Here is a 19,679-nt window from a genome sequence, read left to right on the forward strand (position 1 = left end):
TAGCGAAGCGTAGGGGCCGTATGAACGGAGCCGAACGGTTTTGCCTACTTTTGTCAAGACAAAAGTAGGTCGCCGTAAAGGCGAAAGGGTGACTAAATGTCGACATCTTCTACGAATGCGCCCACAAAAAACAAAACAATCGCCCCGAACCCGAACCCGAACCCGAACCCGAACCCGAACCCAAACCCAACCCAAGGAAAAAAAGGAACCGCAGCGCCAGGGGAGAACCAACGCCACGGTCCAAGGGGAAACCCCGTCACTGCTGGGTAACAGTCGCCATATTGGCATTCCCGAACTGCGTAACAGTGGCCGTCTGACTAGCCCCACTCTGGTCGACAAACGCCTGGTTCCCATTACCCCCCTGGGTCACGTAGGCGAGGTTGACCCCATCGGTCTGCTTGATGGTCGCCTCGTTGCCACTGCCATACAGCTGATAGGTGTAGCTCTGGTTGCCACTGCCCGACTGCTCGAGGGTGATACTGCCGCCATTGCCCGCAGCCAGGCCCTCGGCGTAGTTGGCGGTGCCGCGCTGGTCGGCGATGAGCAGGTTGTCGCTGCCGTTCTGCTCGAAGTACAGCTCGTTGTTGCTGTCGGCCTGGCGGGTCTCCATCTGGTTGCGGTTGCCATCCTGATTCAGCCGGGCGATCTGGCTGTTGCCTTCCTGGGTGAGGTTGACCCCGTTGCCATTGCCCGCCTGGTTGATCTGCGCCTGCTGACCGACACCGAATTGCCCGCCAGACTTCTCGCCCTTCCAGTTGCTGGCCATGATCTTGTTGGCGTTGCCCACCGTGCTGATGGTCAGGCTGTGGTTGTCGCCGGTCTGGTAGGTGAAGTGCAGGTTGTTGTTGCCCGTCTGGGAAATGCTGGTCACCGCCTGGTTGGTCTCGAACTGGTCCGACCAGCTGGCGTTGCCACGGCCGGTCTGGCTGAGACCTGCGCTGTTGGCCTGGCCGAAACTCTGATCGATGTAGCCTTCGTTGCTCTGGCCGTTCTGGTAGACATTGGCTTGGCTGGCGACCTGGTTGTCCTGCCACACCTCCACCGAGTTGCCCGTGCCGTACTGGTTGATGCCGATGGTGCCGCCCAGGCCGTCGCGCTGGTCACCGTAGGCCCAGTTCTGCCGGCCTTCCTGGTAGATGGCGATATCGCCGTTCTGGTGGGTCATGTGCTCGGCGGCGGCCTGGTTGTCGCTGCCACCCTGCATGATCACGCTTTTGTTGTTGCTGCCGCCGAACAGCTGCTCCACCGTGGCGTCGTTGCCATGGCCGGACTGCAAGGTGGTGGCCTGGCTGCCGTACTGGGTGTCCTGCCAGATGACCGAACGGTTGCCGCTGCCTTGCTGGACCTGCAGGGCCTCGTTGTTCTCGCCCACCGACTGGCTGGCGAAGGCGTCGTTGAGGCTGCCGCCGGACTGCTGGATGATCTGGCTGCCGTTCTCGAACAATTGCTCGGCGTAGCCGGCGTTGAACGAGCCGGTGGCGTTTTGCTGGATATGGCTGGTGCTGCTGTCCTGCAGCGCCATGTGATTGTGGTCGTGGCCAGCCTGGTTCTGCGTGGCCGAGGCGAACGGCGCCTGGGTCTGCTTGACCTCGGCGATGTTCTGGTTGCCCTGTTGGGACTGGGTCGAAGTGCTGTCGTCGGCCATGGCCTGGCCGGCAAGGGCCAGGACGATGGCAGCGCTCAGAGGGGCGAGCTTGTGCATGGTATTGCCTCCAGATCTGTCGATGAGGGCCTAGCGGTACTGGGTGATGTGGACCTGCTGGCCGTTGCCGGCCTGGGTCACGGCGCTGTTGAGCCCCGTGCCGCGCTGGTCGATGGTGGCGCTGTTGTGGTTGCCGATCTGCTCGATGGCGGCGCTGTTGCCGCTGCCACTCTGGCGGATCGTGGCCTCGTTGCCCTGGCCCTGCTGGCTGATCGCGGCCGTCAGGTCGCTGCCTTCCTGCAGGATGTAAGCCTCCTGCGCGCCCCCGGCCTGGACGATCCGGCCGAGCAGGGCCTGGCCGTTCTGGTCGAGGGCAGCGCTGTTGCTCGTGCCCAGTTGCTCGATCACCGCGACCTGGCCGGCGCCGGTTGGCAGCAGGCGCAGCACCAGTGGCTCGCCCAGGTCGCTGCCGGCGGCGAGGTCGGCGTTGTCCATCAGGTCGTCGGCTAGAGCCTGGCCGGTAAGGGCCAGGCACAGCAGCAGCGGGTACAGGGCGTTCATGGCATCCTCCCGGGGGTTACTGCACCACCACGTTGACCGTGCGCGTGCTGCCCTGGCTGCTGGTCACCGTGGCGGTCGGCGCGGCGGTGGGCACCAGCGTCGTGCTGTTGCTCACCGACAGGCGCCAGCGGCCGGTGACCGGCACGGTGGTGGTGCCCAGGGTCTGCACGCCGCTGGTGGTGGTCACCCGCACCGTGATGGTGTTACCGGTGGTCACCGAGGACGTTCCGCTGATGTCCCAGTTGAAGCGGTTGTTGGAGCGCGCCGTGACTGTCGCCGCGGTGACCGCAAAGGTCTCCTGGGCCGGTCGTGGCGATACTTGTACCGTGACCGTGCCGGGCGTCGAGGTGGCGCCGATCGCGTCCCGGGCGACGTAGGTGAAGCTGGTGGTGAACGCTGCGGTGACCGTGGCCGGTGGCGTGTAGGTGATCACGTTGCCGTCGGTGCTCACCGTGCCGCGCCCGGCCGGGGTCGGCTGGGTGACGCTGGCGATGGTCAGTGGCAGGTTGCCTTCCGGGTCGGTGTCGTTGGCCAGGGCGTTGATGGTCAGTGGCACGCCGAGGGTGGCGGCGCTATCGGCCACTGCGGTTGGTGGACGGTTCGGCGCGACGTTGACGGTCACGGTGGTGACCGGCGACTTCAGGCCCTTGGCGTCTTGCGCGCGGTAGCTGAAGGTCGCCACCAGCGGCGAGGTGGCCCCGGCCGGTGGGGTGTAGGTGACTGCCGTGGTGCCGTTCATCACCACGCCGCCCAGGCCGGTGCCCGGTTGGGTGAGGTCGGTGATGCTCAGCGGCACGTTGCCGTCCGGGTCGCTGTCGTTGGCCAGCAGGTTGAGGGTGATCGGTATGCCGACACTGGTGCTACCGCTGTCGGCCTGGGCCACGGGGGCTTGGTTCTCGGCCTGCACCGGGGCGCTGCCGACCACTACCACCGGTTCCACGTCGACACCGCCATGTGCCGACTTGACCGTGATGCTGGCAGGCGGCTGGGCCAGGTCGTTGACCGTGAGGCTTTGCTGGACACCGGACTTGGACATCCGTCCGAAGCCCTGGACCAGCAAATCCGGCACCACGACTTCGTCGCTGGACCGGGCCTCGATAAGCAACCGCTTGGCACTCCAGTCATAGCGTGCCGTACCCACCTTGACCACATCGCTGAGCTTGCTCGACAGCGATGTCGGGCGCGTGGTGCCGGCCGGGCTGCTGGCGGTGACCACCACCACCGACGGTGGCACTGCCTGGCTCAGTTGCTGGTTGAAGAACAACCCGTTGTTGTCGGCGAGCATGCTGAACTGGCAGGGCGAAGGCGGCGAGCCGACCAGCGCCAGGCCGTTGCGCAGGCACAGGCTGGCGCTGTTCGGCGCCTTGGCGAAGACTTCGACGCGGGTGCCCGCGGCGTTGCGCTGGTAGGTGGCGCGTTCCAGCGTCGCCGGGGTCTGCTGGCGCTGGTCGAGGACTTTGCCGGAGACGGTGAAGACGTTGGTCTGGATGGTGCCCGCCGGGCCCTGGATGCGCACGAAGTTGGTGTTGTTCGGGCTGCCGGTCACTGCCTCGGTAATGTTCGGGTCGCCGACGAAGGTCTCGGTGGCGCCGGTGTCCGGGTTGACCTCGGTGTAGGGGCCGCCGACACCGCGCAGGAACGGGCCGAGGTTGCCGTTCAGGGCACCGCTGAAGTTGCCGGGAGCACCGATGCCGATGTCGCGGGTGATGTTGATCGCCCGGCGGCCCGCCGTGGTCACGTTGACCGTCTCGACCCCATAGGGGTGGGTGATGGTGTAGGTGCCGGTGCTCGGCACCGAGGCGCGGATGCGGATGCGGGCGAAGCTCTGCTGGTCGCCATTGACCGGATTCTCGGCGGCGAAGGCTGCCTCAAGGCCGGCAACGTAGACCTCCAGCTCGTAGCCACTGTTGCCTACCTGGGGGATCTCGGTCTCGGCCAGGAACCAGAACATCTCCGGTGGCCAGTTGTCCGGGAACACCAGCGGCAGGGCATCGTCATAGACCCCGGGCTCGGGCAGCAGGGTGCACATGTAGGCCGGAGCGCCAGGGCCGCCCGGTGACCGGGTGCTGGTGGCGCGCGACTGGCACAGCTCCAGGGCGAGGTTGTTGGCGTCCTTGTACCACATGGGGTAACCCCCGGTGGCGAAGGTGTAGGGGCCGGGATCGACCTCCGACAGCGCGGCCCAGGCCGCGCTGCTGAGGGTGAGGGTGAAACCGGCGGCGCAGAGTGCGCGACGCGACCAAGTATTCATGCTGCCTCCTTGAAGGCGTGTCCTGTTCATGGCACCAGCACCACGTCTTCGCTGTCGCTGCCGCCATGGGCGCTGGTGACCTGCACCGTCGCTGGCGGGATCGGCGAGAGCCCGGTGGTCAGGGTCTTGACCGCGCCGTTGCCGCTCAGGCTGCCGATCAACGCACCGTTGCCGGTGCGGGCGGTGAGGGCCGGCGGGCTGGTCTCGTCGCTGCTGCTGGCCACCAGGGTCAGCTGGCCACTGCCCAGGCTGTATTCGGCGCGGCTGATGGTCACCAGGTCGGTCAGCGGCATCGGTGCGCTGGTCGGGGTGCTGGTGGCGATGGCCAGGCTGTTGTCGGCGGTCACCTGCAAGGTCAGCGGCAGGGTCGGGTTGAGTGGCGACTGGGCGTACCAGGCACCGGTGCCATTGGCCTCGCCGAGGGCCAGGGTGGGGGTCTGGCTGGTCAGGGTGACCGTGGCGGGCGCCGGCGGGGCCATGACGAATACATCCTGCTGGGCGCGCAGGTCGCCATTCACGGTGTGTCGCGAATAGGTGCTGCGCAGCGGGATCAGCGGCGTTGGGCGGTTGACCGTGGACAGCTTGCCGGAGATGGCGAACAGCTCGGTACGCAGGTCGATACCGTTGGGCCCTTCGATGCGCACGTAGTTGGTGTTGAACGGGCTGCCGGTGACCGGCTCCTCCAGGTTCGGGTCGCCGATGAAGCGTTCGCTGGCGCCGGTGCCTGGGTTGGTTTCGGTATAGGGGCCGTTGACGCTGCGCAGGAACGGCCCGATGTCGCCCCTGAGCGCGCCGCTGTAGTCGCCTGGCGAGCCGATGCCGATGTCGCGGGTCATGTTGATCGCCCGGCGCCCGCCGGCCGCCACCTCGAACACATCGACACCGTAAGGGTGAGTGATGGTGTAGGTACCGGCCACCGGCACATCGACGCGGATGCGCACCCGGGCGAAGCTGACCTGGTCGCCATCCACCGGCTCCTCGGCGCTGAAGGCGGCCTCGATCGCCGATACATAGGTCAGGTCGATGCCGCGGGCGGCATCGACGATGGCGGCGTCGGCGGTGAACCAGAACGCTTCGTCGGGGAAGTTGCTGGGGAAGACGATCGGCTGGGTGTCGTCGAACACGCCGGGTGTGGGCAGCAGCGTGCACATGTACGAGGGCGCGCCGGGAGCACCGGCGACCCTGGAGCTCACTGCCTTGGTCAGGCACAGGTCGAGCACCCGGCCATGGCTGTCATGGTACCAGGCGGGGAACTTACCGGTGGGCAGGGTATACGGGCCGGTATCGACCGCATACAGCGCAGCCTGGGCCGGAAGCTGGAGCAGGCCGGCGAAGATCGCCACGGCCAGCGGGTGGGGTGTCGGTCGGTGCATGAGTTGCTTCCTCCTGCAAACGGGCCCATGGGTTGGGGCGTCTGGGGAGGGATCGGCAACTGTTGTGCCAGGTTTTGCAGAGGGGCGTCCAGGGCTTTTGCGACGAGGGTTTCAGCGTCCCGACAACGGTCTGGCGAGGTATCCATGGTGGGCGGGTGGCCCCAGCATTGGGGAATGGGGTGAGGCTCGGTCTCTGTCGTAGCTGATGACTGCCAACCAATTCTGACGCACACTGCCGAAAATCCGATGCCCGTTGCCCCGCCTGAGCGGGGCACACCAGGAGCACGCAATGGCGCGACAACTTCCAACAACAACCGCCAACGACCCCCTGCAGCAATCCCGTCTGGTCCGTCTGAAGCTTGCCAGCGAAGGCGAACTGCCCTGTGGCATGCTGCGCGATGAGATCGACGCCTCCTGGCGGCGCAGCCTCGGCCATGGCCTGGACTGTCTGCAGGGCGAGCAGGTCGGCCTGGGTATTCGCCACGGCCTGGACCTGGACACGCTGCTGGAACACAACCGCCTGCTGATCGACGCGGCCACCCCTGAGCTGGACTACCTGATCAAACGCCAGGGCAAGAGCGGCATCGTCATCCTCGGTGATTCCCAGGCCAACGTGCTGACGATTGACGGCCAGAAGCATGTGCTCGAGCGCGAGGGCCTGCGCGACCTGCACCCTGGCAGTTGCTGGAGCGAGGCCCTGCGCGGCACCAATGCCATCGGCACGGCGGTGGTCGAGGGCCAGCCGACCCTGATCAACTGCGGCGAGCATTACCTGGATCGGCTCAGCCCGTTCTCCTGCACCTCGGTGCCGTTGCGTGATCCGCGTGGCGACGTGATAGGCGTGCTCGACGTGACCCGTGAAGGCGTCATGGCCCAGCCCCAGGACAGCCTTTCCACGTTGCTGCTCGCCGCCGGCAATATCGAGAGCCGGCTGTTCGGGCTCTACCATCCCGAGCATCTGGTTCTGGCCTTCCATAGCCGCCCGCAATACCTGGCCAGCGCCTGGCAGGGCCTGCTGGCGCTGAGCCTGGAAGGCGAGGTGATGGCGGCCAACGACAATGCCTGCCAGTTGTTGCAGATGCCACGCCAGGCGCTGCTCGGGCGACGCTGCGGTGACCTGCTCGGCGAGCGTTCGCCGGCGTTTATCGCGCGCCTGTGGCAGGGCGGCGTCAGCAGCGTGCAGACGGCAGCGGGCGAGTTCTTTTTCCGGGCGCTGCAACTGCCGCGGCATGGTCGCGTCAGTGGCCCGTCTGCGATCGCCAAACCAGCACCGCCGAAGACCCAGGCACTGGAAGCGCTGGCCGGTGGCGATGCCCGTCTGGCGCGTGCCTTGCGCATGGCCCGCCAGGGCTTGGCAAACGGGTTGCCGGTCCTGCTGCTGGGTGAAACCGGCACTGGCAAGGAGGTGGTTGCCCGTGCCCTGCACCAGGCCGGTCCGCGTGCCGACAAGCCATTCGTGGCGGTCAACTGCGCGGCGATTCCCGAGGGGCTGATCGAGTCCGAGCTGTTCGGCTACCGCGACGGCGCCTTCACCGGCTCGCGCCGGGGCGGCATGGTCGGGCGGCTGATGCAGGCCCATGGCGGCACGCTGTTCCTCGACGAGATCGGTGACATGCCGCTGGCCCTGCAGGCGCGCCTGCTGCGTGTGCTGCAGGAGCGCCGCGTGGCGCCCCTTGGCGCCGGCGACGAGCAGGACATCGACGTGGCGCTGATCTGCGCCACTCATCGCGACCTCAAGCGCCGGGTTGCCGACCAGCACTTCCGCGAAGACCTCTACTACCGGGTCAACGGCGTGTCCCTGCGTCTGCCGGCACTGCGCGAGCGCGACGACCTGGCAACGATCATCCAAGGTTTGCTGGACAAGTCCGGAGCCGGCAGTGTGAGCCTCGACCCAGCGCTGGCGGCGCTGCTGGAGAACTTCGACTGGCCGGGCAACATCCGCCAGCTGGAAATGGTGGTGCGCACCGCCCTGGCAATGCGCGAGGAGGGCGAGCAGGTGCTGACCCTCGACCACCTCACCGACTGCCTGCTCGATGAACTGGCCAGCGGCGCGGCGCCGTCCGGCAGCCTGCGCGACAACGAACTGGAACTGATCCGCGCTGCCCTGGCCCGGCACCAGGGCAATGTCTCGGCCGCGGCCGAGGCCCTGGGTATCAGCCGGGCGACGCTGTATCGCAAGCTCAAGCAGTTGCGTGGTTGAGCCATGGGCGGACTGTTTTCCCGATTGATCGAATCCAGCGACCCGCAGTTGATGCGCCAGGCCCTGGCCTGGCTCTACGGCTTCGTGCGCCCGCAGCGTGGCGCCATCGGCGTGCTCCTGGGGCTGTCCCTGGGCGCCTCGCTGCTGGCCCTGGCGCAACCCTGGCTGGTCAAGACCTTGATCGACGAAGGCCTGCTGGCCAAGGATTACCAGACCCTCTGGCACATGGCGGCGATCATGATCGTCGCCGGCCTGCTCGGCACGCTGCTGGCCGGGGTCAACCGCTACCTGCACACGCGCCTGTCCGGGCGCATCCTGTTCGCCCTGCGCGACGACTTGTACCGACACCTGCAACAACTTTCGCCGACCTTCTACGGGCGCCGGCGCACCGGTGACATCCTGTCGCGGCTCGATGGCGATGTCGCCGAGATCCAGCGCTTTGCCGTGGACTCGTTGTTCTCGGCGGTATCGGCGCTGATCGGCCTGGTCGGTGCGGTGGCCTTGATGCTGATGCTGTCCTGGCAGCTGTCGCTGCTGCTGGTGTTGCTGATCCCGCTCGAAGTGCTGTGGCTGCGCTGGATGCGACGCAAGGTCGAGCGCGAGGTGCGCAGCCTGCGCGAACGCTCGGCGGACGTGTCGTCGTTCCTGGTCGAGACACTGCCGGCGATGAAGTTCATCCAGGCCGCCGGCCAGCAGCGGCGTGAGGCCGAGCGCCTCGATCAGTTGGGGCAGGGCTACATGGGGCAGCTGCTCAGGGTGCAGGTCACCGAGTTCTTTACCCAGGCGGTGCCCGGCACGCTGACTTCCTGGTGCCGGGCTTGCGCATTCCTGGTCGGCGGCTGGTGGGTGATCCAGGGCACCTGGCAACTGGGTGCGCTGATCGCCTTTTCCACCTACATGGGCATGGCCGTCGGTCCGGTGCAGAGCCTGCTGGGCCTGTACGTGGCGGTGCAGCGGATGGCCGTGAGCCTGGGGCGGGTGATGGAGCTCAAGCGGGAGGCGCTCGCGGTGCGCGAGGCGGACGATCCCCGGCCCATGCCACAAGGGGCCGGGGAGCTGCGACTGGACGGTGTATCTTTCGCCCACGACGGGCGCCAGGGTGGGGTGCTGGACCAGGTGCAGGCCTGTCTGCCCGGCGGCACCAAGATCGCCATCAGCGGCGCTTCCGGCGTCGGCAAGTCGACCCTGATCGACCTGCTGCAGCGCTTCTACGACCCGGATGACGGGCGCATCCTGCTCGACGGCGTCGACCTGCGCGAGCTCGACCTGCAGGCCCTGCGGCGGCGCATCGCCGTGGTCAGCCAGGACATCGTGCTGTTTCGCGGCACCCTGGCACAGAACCTGGCCTACAGCACGCCCCAGGCCAGCCGTGAGGAGCTCGAGCAGGTGGTGCGGCTGACCCGCCTGGACAGCCTGGTGCAGAGCCTGCCGCTGGGGCTCGATGGTCTGCTGGGCGAACGCGGCCAGCAGTTGTCCGGTGGCCAGAAACAACGTATCGCCATCGCCCGGGCGCTGCTCCAGCAACCGGCGATCCTGGTGCTGGACGAGGCCACCTCGGCGGTGGACGAAGCCACCGAGCGTGAAGTGATTGCCGCCATCGACCAGCTGTTCGCCGGGCGTACGCGGATCCTGATCAGCCATCGTGCCTCGACCCTCGCCGATGCCGACCTGCACCTGGAACTGCGTGACGGGCAATTGCGCAGCAAGGAGCCCGCCGACAATGGCCGCTGACCTGTGCATTGGCGTGATCGACAGTGGCTGCTCGGCGCAGCAGGCGGATAGCCTGCTCGGCGCGCGGCGCTTCTGGCTTGAGGACGGCGTGCTGTGCGAGGGCGAGCTGCTGCCGGATGCCCTGGGCCACGGCAGCGCGGTGCTGGCGCGGCTGCGGGCCGAGTCCGGCGGCCAGCCGGTGCTGCTGGCCCAGGTGTTCGCCGGGCAGGGCAGCACCAGCGCCTTGCAGGTGGCCGCTGGCCTGTTGTGGCTGGTGGAGGCGGGCGCGACTGTGGTCAACCTGAGCCTGGGCCTGCGCCAGGATCGCCCGGTGCTGCGCCTGGCCTGCGCCGAGGCCGTGGCCGCTGGCGTGCTGCTGTGCGCCTCCAGTCCGGCGCGGGGCGAGCCGGTGTATCCGGCCAGTTATCCCGGGGTCATTCGCGTAACTGGCGATGCTCGCTGCGCCGCTGGGCAATGGTCGTGGCTGGGCACTCCCCAGGCCGACTTCGGCGCGGCGGTTGGCGCCGCTGGGGTGGCCGGGGCCAGTCTGGCCTGTGCCGCGTTCACTGGGCGGGTGGCGGCCCTGCTGGGCGAGGAGCCCGGCATGACGCGGCAGGCACTGTTGCACTGGCTGGAGCGGCACGCGGCGTTCGTCGGCCCTGAGCGCAAGGAGTCGACCGATGCCTGAACCGAGCATCCTGGTACTCGGTGCCGGACCTGCGGGGGCGACTACTGCCCTGGGGCTGCGGCGGATGGGCTACCCCGTCACCGTGGTGTCCGACTGGCGCCGTTTCGCCGCGGTGGAAGGTGTTTCGCAACGTGTGCTTGAGGGCTTGCGCCATGCGGGCCTGGGCGCTGCCCTGGCCGAGGCGACCACGCCGGCCACGCGGCAGGTGCACTGGAACGGTGAGCGGCTGCAACCGAACCAGGAGTGGCTGCTGGATCGCCAGCGCTTCGACCAGGCACTGCGTGATGACTTGAATCGTGCCGGTGTCGAGCTCGTCGAAGGGCGTGTGCGCGAAGTGGACCAGGGGCAGGGGTATCGTGTCCAGTTGGACGACGGGCGTACCTTGCACGGTGTTTTCCTGGTCGAGGCCCGTGGTCGTCAGGCCCCGTTGAGCGAAGGTCGCCTGCGCGGGCCGGAGACGGTCAGCCTGCTCAACCTCTGGCAGGCCGAGCCCGGCACGCCGGCCTCGGCAGTAGAGAGCCTGGACGACGGCTGGGCCTGGATGGCGCGGCTGGCCGATGGCCGCTGCTACTGGCAGGTGACGCTGGACGTGACGGCGGCGCGGCTGCCGGGCAAGACGGCGTTGCCCGAATACTGTGCCGGGCGCCGCCGTGGCTCGGCGCTGGTGGCGCAACTGTTCGGCGAGCAGGCCTTCGCCCCTGCCCAGGTGCATGCGCGCAGCAGCACAGCGATTCTTGTCGGCAACTGCGCGGGCCGTGATTGGCTACGGGTTGGCGATGCGGCGATGGCGGTTGATCCGTTGTCGGGCAATGGCATCTTCCAGTCCTTGTCCTCGGCGCTGCAGGCGCCCGTGGTGATCAATACCCTGCTGCAACGGCCCGGGCAGGCAGCCTTGGCGCAGCGCTTCCATCAAACGCGGATCGAACAGCTGTTCCTGCGTTTCGCCCGGATCGGGCGCGATTTCTACGCCCAGGAAGCGCAACGTGGCGAACAGCCGTTCTGGGCCCGCCGCCGGTGCTGGCCAGATGCGCAACCGCTGCACGCGTTGGCAAACTGGCAGGCGGTGCGGGTGGAGCGCCGCCCGGTGCTGCGCGAGGGTTGGGTGGAGGAGACCGAAGTAGTGGTGACGGCTGACCAGCCGCTGGGGGTGTGGCACCTGCAAGGTATCGAGCTGGCGCCGGTGGTACGCGGGGTGCAGGCTGGCATCGGCCTGGAGCGCCTGGTGACACAGACGCACCAGCCGATGATTGCGCGTTGGTTGCGCGAACAGGGTTTTTGCTGAGGACTCATCGCGGGGCAAGCCCGCCCCCACCGGTGCTGCATCAGCCAGCAAACCCTGCGTGGGAGCGGGCTTGCCCCGCGATAGGACCGCTGGCTTAGAAGAATGTCCCCACCACCAGTTGCAGGTAGGCCCCGCTATCCCGGCCACCCAACTGCACGCCGCCATCCTGCGCGCTGCGCTGCGGGGTGTAGAACCCCACCAGCGGGCTGATCAGCCAATGCTCGCTGACCATCCACTCCACATACAGGTCCACCTCGCGCCCACCCAGGTTGCCCTGGTCGGTGCTGAGCGGGTCGAAGTCGAAGTACAGCGCGCCCACGGTCAGCCCCTCCCGTGGCGTGGCCTTGAGCGCCACATGGTGCACTTGGGTATTGCTGTTGAATGGCCCGGCGTAGTTGGCCGCCACCTCGCCCTGGAACCAGGTGCCATAGCCCCGGCTCAGGCCATAGAACAGCGGGTCGAAGTGCTCCGAGAAGCGGCTGTAGCGGTAGGTGGCGGTGGGCGACCAGGGCAGCCCGGAGAAGGTCCAGTTGCCCTCCAGGTACCAGGCGTTCTCGCGCCCGTCGGTGCGGTCCTGGGTGACATACTCGGCGGCCAGTTCGAGGTCTTTCACTCCCAGGTTGCCACGCCCGCGCAGGCTCACCGTGTCCATGCCGTCGCGGTGTTCCAGGCCAAGGATCTCGGCGTAGCGGAGGTCGACATCCAGGCCACGGATCCAGCTCAGGCCCACGGTGCCCGCGTCGGCGACATGCTCGAGGTTGGCCACCGCCATGGAGGTGTCGGCCTGGAACGGGTTGTCGGACTTGAGCCACATCAGGTCGCCACGCCAGCCCTGCTTGCCGCCCAGACGTAACACGGCGGTGCGGTCGAACGCCTTGCGCGCCGCCAGGTAGTAGGCGCCGCCACGGTCGAAATCGGCGCCCAGGTCGACGTTGCCGGCATTGACCGGGTCGCCCTGGATCAGGAAACCGTCGCCGAGGGTGATGACCTGGCGCCCGCCGGAGAGATCGATGCCGTCTTCGCCAAGCGCCGGAAACAGGGTGCCCGAGCGCCATCCAAGGTAAGCGTCCTCGACGCCGGTGCGACGTTCGTCACCGAGGGTGAAACCCGCGGCGTCGCCATCGCCCCAGGTGGCCGAACTGAGCAGGCTGAAGGCGCCGTAAAGCGTGCCGTTGCTGGCCAGCGCCTGGCTGGCGCTCAGGCCGTACTTGACGTAGCCCTCGCGCCAGTTGCTGCTGCCGGCCTGGCGGTTGCCGAACTGGTCGAAGCTTTCGTCGCTGTGGAATACGCCGAACAGCGCTTCGAGGTTGGCGTCCAGTGTGGTGCCGGCGTGGTTGTAGAGTTCGTGGGCCTGGGTGAAGGGAGAGGCCAGCAGCAGGGCCAACGTGCAGGCGAGCTTGTGCGTCATGGTGTGCTCCATGTTTTTGTTGTTTTCTGGCTTTTTCATTGACTGGCCGGACCTTATCGCCGGCTTTCCGGCGATAAGGTCAGCACCGGTGAAATCAGAACTTGATCAGCACCGACTTCAGCTCGGTGTAGTGCTCGATTGCCGCCGCGCCCATCTCGCGGCCGACGCCGGAGAGCTTGTAGCCGCCGAACGGCAGCGCCGGGTCCAGCGCGCTGTGACAGTTCACCCACACCGACCCGGACTTGATCCGCGGGATCATCCGGTGCACCGCGGCCAGGTCGTTGGACCAGATGCTCGCGCCCAGCCCGTAGGGGTTGTCATTGGCCAGGCCCACCACCTCGTCGAGGTCGTCGAATGGCATGGCCACCAGCACCGGGCCGAAGATTTCCTCCTGCACCAGGCGGTGGCGCTGGTCGACATCGACGATCACCGTCGGCTTGACGAAGTAGCCCGGGCCGAAGCCTTCGCCGCCGCAGGCGATGGTCGCGCCCAACTCGCGACCCAGGTCGATGTAGCCGGTGACCCGCTCCTGCTGCCGGGCCGAGATCAGCGGGCCCATCTGTACGCTAGGGTCCAGGCCGTTGCCCAGTTTCATGGCATTGGCGATGCCGGCGATATCGGCCACCACGTTGTCGAAGTGCTTGCGGTGCACATACAGCCGGGAGCCGGCGCAGCACACCTGGCCCTGGTTGAAGAAGATCGCCGTGGCGGCTCCGGCGGCGGCCGCCTGCAGGTTGGCGTCGGGCAGGACGATGGTCGGCGACTTGCCGCCCAGTTCGAGGGTGACGCGGGTCATGTTGTCCATGGCCGCCTTGCCGATCAGCTTGCCGACTTCGGTGGAGCCGGTGAAGGTCAGCTTGTCCACGCCCGGGTGGCGGCTCAGCGCGGCACCGGCGTTCAGCCCGGTGCCGGTGATCACGTTGAACACGCCGTCCGGGTAGCCGGCCTCGCTTACCAGTTCGGCGAGCTTGAGCGCGGTCAGCGGGGTTTCATCGGCAGGCTTGAGCACCACCGTGCAGCCGGTGGCCAGGGCCGGGCCGAGCTTCCAGCAGGCCAGCAGCAGCGGGAAATTCCAGGCGACGATGGCGCCGACCACGCCCACCGCCTCGCGGCGCACGAACGCGTGGAAGTCGTCATTGGGCATCAGCGGCAGCGACGGCTCGACCGTGCTGCCTTCGAGCTTGGTCGCCCAACCGGCCATGTAGCGCAGGAAGTCGATGGCCAGTTGCACGTCCATCACTTGGGCCACGGCGGCACTCTTGCCGTTGTTCAGGCATTCCAGCTCGGCCAGCTCCTGGGCATCGCGCTGCATCAGGTCGGCCAGGCGCCACAGCAGGTTCTGCCGCTCACGCGGACGCATCCGGCTCCAGGCCGAGTGTTCGAACGCCTGGCGGGCGGCCTGCACGGCGCGGTCCACATCCTGTGCCTCGGCCGCGGGCACCTCGGCGAGGACCTCGCCACTGGCCGGGTTGCGCAAGGTCATGGTGCGGCCGCTGGCGGCGTCCTGCCAGTCGGCGCCAATGCGCATCTTCAGCGGGCGTGCGAGGAAGGCACGGGTGGCGGGCAGGATCGGCAGTTCGGAATGCATTGGGCGGTGCCTCTTGTCATGGTTGTGACCAGGGCAGGGCAATGGGCGTGCCAAGCCGGGCAACGCGTTCACAGCCCTTGATACATGTGGTTTTCGCGTTACATGGCATGCAGTCAGGGAGGCTTGAGCTGTTGCACATTGAGACTGAGTGAGACGGAGATGAAACGGACCGCTGTGCGGGCCAATCGCCGGCAAGCCGGCTCCCACAGGTACGGCGTTGGACTCGAAGGTGGCTAGATCCCTGTGGGAGCTGGCCTGCGCAGCAGGCCCTGTGTCTCAAGGTGAAACACCCCGTCGCGAAATGGCACGTTCGGCCACAGCCTGCGCTGCTGGGGTTTGCCCCTGCTCTGCGCTCAAATCGTTGATGCAAAACATATTTGCCGCAATTGGCACACTTCCTGTATCGCTACTGTCAGATGCACACCGCAGCGTGCGAATAACGATAAGAACGATACCGTGGAGGTCTGACCTTGAAGACAACTCGACTCCGGCGGCAGGCGGGCACACTGGCGCTGGTCGCCACCGCACTGCTGTCCGCCCAGGCCATGGCGGCCGAGCAGGGCCCGAGCCTGTTGCAGAACAAGTGCATGGGGTGCCATATCCCCGAAGGCAACGACAGCTACAGCCGCATCAGCCACCAGCGCAAGACCCCCGAGGGCTGGCTGATGAGCATCGCCCGCATGCAGGTGATGCATGGCTTGCAGATCAGCGACGACGACCGCCGCACCCTGGTCAAGTACCTGGCCGACAAGCAGGGCCTGGCGCCCAGCGAGACCGACGGTGTGCGCTACGCCATGGAACGCCGGCTCAATACCGTCGAACACTTCGACGACCAGCTCAGCCAGATGTGCGGCCGCTGCCACTCCGGCGCCCGTGTCGCCCTGCAACGGCGCCCGGCCAAGGAGTGGGAGCACCTGGTCAACTTCCACCTCGGCCAATGGCCGTCCCTCGAATACCAGGCCCAGGCCCGCGACCGCGACTGGCTGGACATCGCCCTCAAGCAGATGGTGCCCGACCTGGCCAAGCGCTTCCCCCTCGACAACCCGGCCTGGGCCGAGTGGCTCAAGGCCCGGCCCGAGTCCAAGGTCCTGTCCGGACAGTGGGCGTTCAGCGGCCATATGCTGGCCAAGGGTGACGTGCGTGGGGTGATGACGGTCAGCGCCGAGCAGGGCGATACCTTCAAGGTCGAGGTCAAGGGCGCCTACGCCGACGGCACGCCGTTCAACGGCAGCGGTTCGGCGATCCTCTACAACGGCTATGAATGGCGCGGCAACGTCAAGGTGGGCGAGGCCAACCTGCGCCAGGTGTTCGCCGCCATCGACGGGCAGATGAAGGGCCGCATGTTCGAGGCCGAGCACGACGAGCGCGGCCTGGACTTCAGTGCGGCGAAGGCCGGGCAGGGGCGCCTGCTGGCGGTGCAGCCGGCGTTCATCAAGGCTGGCAGCGACAGCGAGATCACCCTGGTGGGCAGCGACCTGTCCGGCAAGCCCGAGCTGGGCGCGGGCGTCGAAGTGACCGAAGTGCTGGAGTCGACGCCGACGCTGATCCGGGTCAAGGCCCGCGCCGCCAAGGATGCCGCCGCCGGCCCCCGCGAGGTGGCGGTGGGCGCGCTCAAGGGCGTGCAACTGGCGGTGTACGACAAGGTCGATGAGGTCAAGGTGGTGCCGGCGTTCTCCATTGCCCGCATCGGCGAGAACGGCGCCTCGGTGCCCAAGGTGCAAGGTCGCTTCGAGGCTGAAGCCTGGGGCAAGGACGCCAGTGGCCAGCCGCTGCGCATCGGCTACCTGCCAGCCACCTGGAAAGTCGAGCCGTTCAACGAACGGGCGGTCGAGGACGAGGACGTCAGGTTCGCCGGGCAGATGCAGGCCGACGGCGTGTTCGTGCCGGGCGGGGCAGGGCCCAACCCCGAGCGCAAGATGATGACCAACAACGCCGGCAACCTGAAGGTGATCGCCACCCTCGCCGACGGTGGCCAGCAGGGTGAGGGCCACATGATCGTCACCGTGCAGCGCTGGAACAATCCGCCGCTGCCATAGGCATCAACCTGACCAATTGCTTATCGGGAGGTCGCCATGGGCGCACTACTGAACCTGGTCGAACGCAACCTGCACGAAGTGCAGGTCGATGCCGACCGCATGCTGTTCCATATCCCCAGCAGTTCGCTGTTCGCCACCGACGCGGTGACCGGCGGCATCATCGACACCCTGCGCCGCCAGGGCTGTTCCGCCGAGGAGCTGCTGCAGCAGCTCGGCCAGCAGTTCGACGGGCAGGACATCGAGGAAACCCTGCGCGAGCTGATCGCCCTGGAAGTGGTCAGCGACGGCTCGCCGCTGACCCCTGAAATCGCCCTGAAACAGGTCGAGCGCACCGCGCTGAACACCGTGGTGCTCAACGTCAACACCGGCTGCAACCTCAGCTGCACCTACTGCTACAAGGAGGACCTCGACAAGCCCTCCGCGGGCAAGAAGATGAACAGCGCCACCGCCGAAGCCTCGGTGGAGATGCTGCTCAAGGAGTCGCCGAACGAGGAGCGCTACAGCGTGGTGTTCTTCGGCGGCGAGCCGCTGTCCAACCGGGCGTTGATCGAGCACATGGTGGCGTACTGCGAGCGACGCTTCTCCGAGGCGGGCAAGCAGGTCGAGTTCATCATGACCACCAATGCCACGCTGCTCACCGAAGAGATCGTCGACTGGCTCGATGCCCACCGCTTCGGCCTGTCGATCAGCATCGATGGGCCCAAGACCGTGCACGACCGCAACCGCATCACCGTGGGCGGGCAGGGCACCTACGACGTGGTGCGGCGCAAGGCCGATATGCTGCTGTCGCGCTACCGCAGCCGGCCGGTGGGGGCGCGGGTGACGCTGACCCGTGGCATCACCGATATCGAGACTATCTGGAACCACCTGTTCAACGAGATGGGCTTCGCCGAGGTGGGGTTCGCCCCGGTGACCTCCGGTGACATGGCCGACTTCAACCTCACCGGCGACGAGCTGGTGCAGGTGTTCGCCAACATGAAGGCCCTCGGCCGGCGTTACCTGGAGGCGGCGCTGGCGCACCGCAACATCGGCTTCTCCAACCTGCACCAGCTGATCACCGACATTCACGAAGGCCACAAGAAGGCCCTGCCATGCGGTGCCGGGCTGAAGATGCTGGCGGTGGACCACGAGGGCGAGCTGAACCTGTGCCACCGCTTCACCGGCTCCAGCCTGCCGACCTTCGGCAATGTGCACCAGGGCGTGAAGCAGGCGCAGCTCAACGATTTCCTCTCGCAGCGCCTGGACCGCAGCGGCACCGGCTGCGACAGCTGCCGCATCCGCAACCTGTGTTCCGGCGGTTGCTACCACGAAAGCTACGCTCGCTACGGCGACCCGCAGCATCCGACCTACCACTATTGCGAGCTGATGCGTGACTGGGTCGACTTCGGCATCGAGGTCTACAGCCGCATCATGGCCGTTAACCCGGCCTTCATCGATCGCTACATCACTCCCCGGAAGGCGCACTGACATGAAGCACCTCAAACCGCTGAACAACAAGGCGCGCATTCTCGAGCAGGCGGCCGCCGAAGACCGCGTCGAGGACGTGCTGGCGATGAGCGCCGTGGCCGGCTGCACCGCCACCACCGACCCGGGCTGGGAAGTGGACGCCTTCGGTGGCGTCAGCTCGCTGTGCCAGCCGATGGAGGCCGACCTGTACGGCTGCTCCGACCCTTGCTGGTGGCCAGCCCAGGTGCCGGACATGATGAGCACCTACCAGGACTGGAACGCCCAGGCAACCAACTCCGCCGAAGACTGGCGCAACCTCGGCACCGTATTCCCGAAAGACAAATAGAACTACAAGGGGAAACCGCATGAAACCTGGACTCTGCGCGCAACTCGCGCTCACCGTCGCCGCCACGGCCTGCGCCTGGGCGGCCCAGGCCGACGACGCAGGCAAGGCCCTGAAGGCCGGCCATGAATACCTGATCGCCACCAACTACCCGAACAACCTGCACGTGGTCGAGGTGGCCAGCGACACGCTGTACAAGACCTGCCGCATGCCCGACTCGTTCGGCCCCGGCACGGCGATGATGGCGCCGGACAACCGCACCGCCTACGTGCTCAACAATCACTTCGCCGATATCTATGGCATCGACCTGGACAGCTGCAAGACCACCTTCCACGCCAACCTGTCCAGCGTGCCGGGCGAGGTCGGCAAGGCCATGTACTCCTTCGCCATCAGCCCCGACGGCAAGGAGGTGTACGCCACGGTCAACCCCAGCCAACGCCTGAACGACCACTATGTGGTCAAGCCGCCGCGCCTGGAAGTGTTCCGCACCGGCGACGGCCTGGATGCCAAGCCTGTGCGCACCTTCCCGATGCCGCGCCAGGTGTACCTGATGCGCGCCGCCGACGACGGCAGTCTCTATGTGGCCGGGCCGGACATCTACAAGCTGGACGTCAACACCGGCAAATACACCGTCGCACTGCCACTGCGCAGCTGGAACCGCCCGGGCTACAGCGCGCCGGACGTGCTGTACTTCTGGCCGCACCAGAGTTCTTTGCACGAGTTCTCGATGCTCTACACCATCGCCAGGTTCAAGGACGCCAAGCAGGACCCGGCCAGCGCCGAGCCGCTTTACGGCTACCTGAGCATCGACCTGAAGACCGGCAAGGCCCATACCCAGGAGTTCGCCGAGCTGACCGAGCTGTACTTCACCGGCCTGCGCTCGCCGAAGGACCCGAACCAGATGTACGGCGTGCTCAATCGCCTGGCCCGCTACGACATCGCGCAGAAGAAGCTGGTCAAGGCCGCCAACCTGGACCATACCTACTACTGCGTGACCTTCGACAAGGCCGGCGACAAGCTCTACCTGGGCGGGACGTTCAACGACCTGGCGGTGTTCGACCCCAATACGCTGGAGAAGGTGGGGAACATCAAACTGCCCGGTGGCGACATGTCGACCACCACGCCGCAGGTGTTCATTCGGTAGAGCGGTG

14 protein-coding genes are annotated in these 19,679 nt (G+C 67.0%); 8 read left to right on the plus strand and 6 right to left on the minus strand.

The features are described 5' to 3' along the window. Positions 1–256: 256 nt before the first annotated feature. From ACQ4OD_RS24660 to ACQ4OD_RS24675, 4 genes are read right to left on the minus strand one after another with little or no spacing between them, the layout of a single operon-like run. The gene (locus ACQ4OD_RS24660) at positions 257–1,702 is read right to left on the minus strand and encodes a curlin (protein ID WP_430945093.1); all 1,446 of its coding nucleotides are present in this window, start codon (positions 1,700–1,702) and stop codon (positions 257–259) included. Positions 1,703–1,732: 30 nt separating this feature from the next. Then, the gene (locus tag ACQ4OD_RS24665) at positions 1,733–2,203 is read right to left on the minus strand and encodes a curlin (RefSeq protein WP_430945094.1); all 471 of its coding nucleotides are present in this window, start codon (positions 2,201–2,203) and stop codon (positions 1,733–1,735) included. A gap of 16 nt (positions 2,204–2,219) precedes the next feature. Next, positions 2,220–4,454, minus strand: coding sequence for an Ig-like domain-containing protein (locus ACQ4OD_RS24670; RefSeq protein WP_198754218.1), 2,235 nt, complete (start codon positions 4,452–4,454; stop codon positions 2,220–2,222). 26 nt (positions 4,455–4,480) lie between these two features. Then, positions 4,481–5,827 (minus strand): hypothetical protein, encoded by a 1,347-nt coding sequence (locus ACQ4OD_RS24675; RefSeq protein ID WP_430945095.1) that lies wholly within the window; start codon positions 5,825–5,827, stop codon positions 4,481–4,483. A 289-nt stretch (positions 5,828–6,116) separates the two neighbouring features. Between ACQ4OD_RS24675 and ACQ4OD_RS24680 the strand changes: the two genes are divergently transcribed. The 4 genes from ACQ4OD_RS24680 to qhpG are packed head-to-tail and all read left to right on the plus strand — an operon-like array spanning position 6,117 to position 11,707. Next, positions 6,117–8,027: a sigma-54-dependent Fis family transcriptional regulator gene (locus ACQ4OD_RS24680; protein ID WP_139670685.1), complete on the plus strand. Its 1,911-nt coding sequence runs from the start codon at positions 6,117–6,119 to the stop codon at positions 8,025–8,027. Between the two features lie 3 nt (positions 8,028–8,030). Continuing rightward, positions 8,031–9,758 carry an ABC transporter ATP-binding protein gene (locus tag ACQ4OD_RS24685; RefSeq protein WP_430945096.1) on the plus strand — a complete coding sequence of 576 codons (1,728 nt, stop codon included), beginning with the start codon at positions 8,031–8,033 and terminating at the stop codon, positions 9,756–9,758. Beyond that, positions 9,748–10,425 (plus strand): subtilisin-like serine protease QhpE, encoded by a 678-nt coding sequence (gene qhpE / locus ACQ4OD_RS24690; protein ID WP_430945097.1) that lies wholly within the window; start codon positions 9,748–9,750, stop codon positions 10,423–10,425. Before ACQ4OD_RS24685 ends, qhpE begins: the two co-directional genes overlap by 11 nt. Further along, complete coding sequence (gene qhpG, locus ACQ4OD_RS24695; protein WP_430945098.1) at positions 10,418–11,707, plus strand: flavin-dependent monooxygenase QhpG; 1,290 nt, start codon at positions 10,418–10,420, stop codon at positions 11,705–11,707. Before qhpE ends, qhpG begins: the two co-directional genes overlap by 8 nt. A gap of 94 nt (positions 11,708–11,801) precedes the next feature. Here the strand turns inward: qhpG and ACQ4OD_RS24700 are convergent, their stop codons facing one another. Together ACQ4OD_RS24700 and ACQ4OD_RS24705 are read right to left on the minus strand one after the other, a co-directional pair. Beyond that, positions 11,802–13,115: a hypothetical protein gene (locus ACQ4OD_RS24700; RefSeq protein ID WP_430945099.1), complete on the minus strand. Its 1,314-nt coding sequence runs from the start codon at positions 13,113–13,115 to the stop codon at positions 11,802–11,804. A gap of 94 nt (positions 13,116–13,209) precedes the next feature. Next, the gene (locus tag ACQ4OD_RS24705; protein ID WP_198754213.1) at positions 13,210–14,703 is read right to left on the minus strand and encodes an aldehyde dehydrogenase family protein; all 1,494 of its coding nucleotides are present in this window, start codon (positions 14,701–14,703) and stop codon (positions 13,210–13,212) included. Positions 14,704–15,173: 470 nt separating this feature from the next. On the opposite strand from ACQ4OD_RS24705, the gene peaA reads away from it, so the two are divergent. The 4 genes from peaA to peaD are packed head-to-tail and all read left to right on the plus strand — an operon-like array spanning position 15,174 to position 19,672. Continuing rightward, entirely contained in the window at positions 15,174–16,739 is a 1,566-nt protein-coding gene (gene peaA / locus ACQ4OD_RS24710; protein ID WP_198754212.1) for a quinohemoprotein amine dehydrogenase subunit alpha, read from the plus strand. A gap of 36 nt (positions 16,740–16,775) precedes the next feature. After that, positions 16,776–18,206 (plus strand): quinohemoprotein amine dehydrogenase maturation protein, encoded by a 1,431-nt coding sequence (gene peaB / locus ACQ4OD_RS24715; protein ID WP_139670670.1) that lies wholly within the window; start codon positions 16,776–16,778, stop codon positions 18,204–18,206. 1 nt (position 18,207) lies between these two features. After that, the gene (gene qhpC, locus ACQ4OD_RS24720) at positions 18,208–18,531 is read left to right on the plus strand and encodes a quinohemoprotein amine dehydrogenase subunit gamma (RefSeq protein WP_094012540.1); all 324 of its coding nucleotides are present in this window, start codon (positions 18,208–18,210) and stop codon (positions 18,529–18,531) included. Between the two features lie 19 nt (positions 18,532–18,550). Then, a complete protein-coding gene (gene peaD, locus ACQ4OD_RS24725; protein WP_139670668.1) occupies positions 18,551–19,672 on the plus strand; it encodes a quinohemoprotein amine dehydrogenase subunit beta in 1,122 nt (373 codons plus the stop codon). Positions 19,673–19,679: the final 7 nt, after the last annotated feature.

It is taken from the genome of Pseudomonas sp. WC1, from assembly GCF_050586565.1.
Lineage (GTDB): Bacteria > Pseudomonadota > Gammaproteobacteria > Pseudomonadales > Pseudomonadaceae > Aquipseudomonas.

Coding starts and splice junctions, on each gene's coding strand:
- qhpE (WP_430945097.1), top strand. CDS start 9,748: ATGGCCGCTGACCTGTGCATTGGCGTGATCGACAGTGGCTGCTCGGCG.
- ACQ4OD_RS24705 (WP_198754213.1), bottom strand. CDS start 14,703: ATGCATTCCGAACTGCCGATCCTGCCCGCCACCCGTGCCTTCCTCGCA.
- ACQ4OD_RS24670 (WP_198754218.1), bottom strand. CDS start 4,454: ATGAATACTTGGTCGCGTCGCGCACTCTGCGCCGCCGGTTTCACCCTC.
- ACQ4OD_RS24685 (WP_430945096.1), top strand. CDS start 8,031: ATGGGCGGACTGTTTTCCCGATTGATCGAATCCAGCGACCCGCAGTTG.
- ACQ4OD_RS24665 (WP_430945094.1), bottom strand. CDS start 2,203: ATGAACGCCCTGTACCCGCTGCTGCTGTGCCTGGCCCTTACCGGCCAG.
- ACQ4OD_RS24680 (WP_139670685.1), top strand. CDS start 6,117: ATGGCGCGACAACTTCCAACAACAACCGCCAACGACCCCCTGCAGCAA.
- peaD (WP_139670668.1), top strand. CDS start 18,551: ATGAAACCTGGACTCTGCGCGCAACTCGCGCTCACCGTCGCCGCCACG.
- ACQ4OD_RS24660 (WP_430945093.1), bottom strand. CDS start 1,702: ATGCACAAGCTCGCCCCTCTGAGCGCTGCCATCGTCCTGGCCCTTGCC.
- ACQ4OD_RS24700 (WP_430945099.1), bottom strand. CDS start 13,115: ATGACGCACAAGCTCGCCTGCACGTTGGCCCTGCTGCTGGCCTCTCCC.
- qhpG (WP_430945098.1), top strand. CDS start 10,418: ATGCCTGAACCGAGCATCCTGGTACTCGGTGCCGGACCTGCGGGGGCG.
- ACQ4OD_RS24675 (WP_430945095.1), bottom strand. CDS start 5,827: ATGCACCGACCGACACCCCACCCGCTGGCCGTGGCGATCTTCGCCGGC.
- qhpC (WP_094012540.1), top strand. CDS start 18,208: ATGAAGCACCTCAAACCGCTGAACAACAAGGCGCGCATTCTCGAGCAG.
- peaB (WP_139670670.1), top strand. CDS start 16,776: ATGGGCGCACTACTGAACCTGGTCGAACGCAACCTGCACGAAGTGCAG.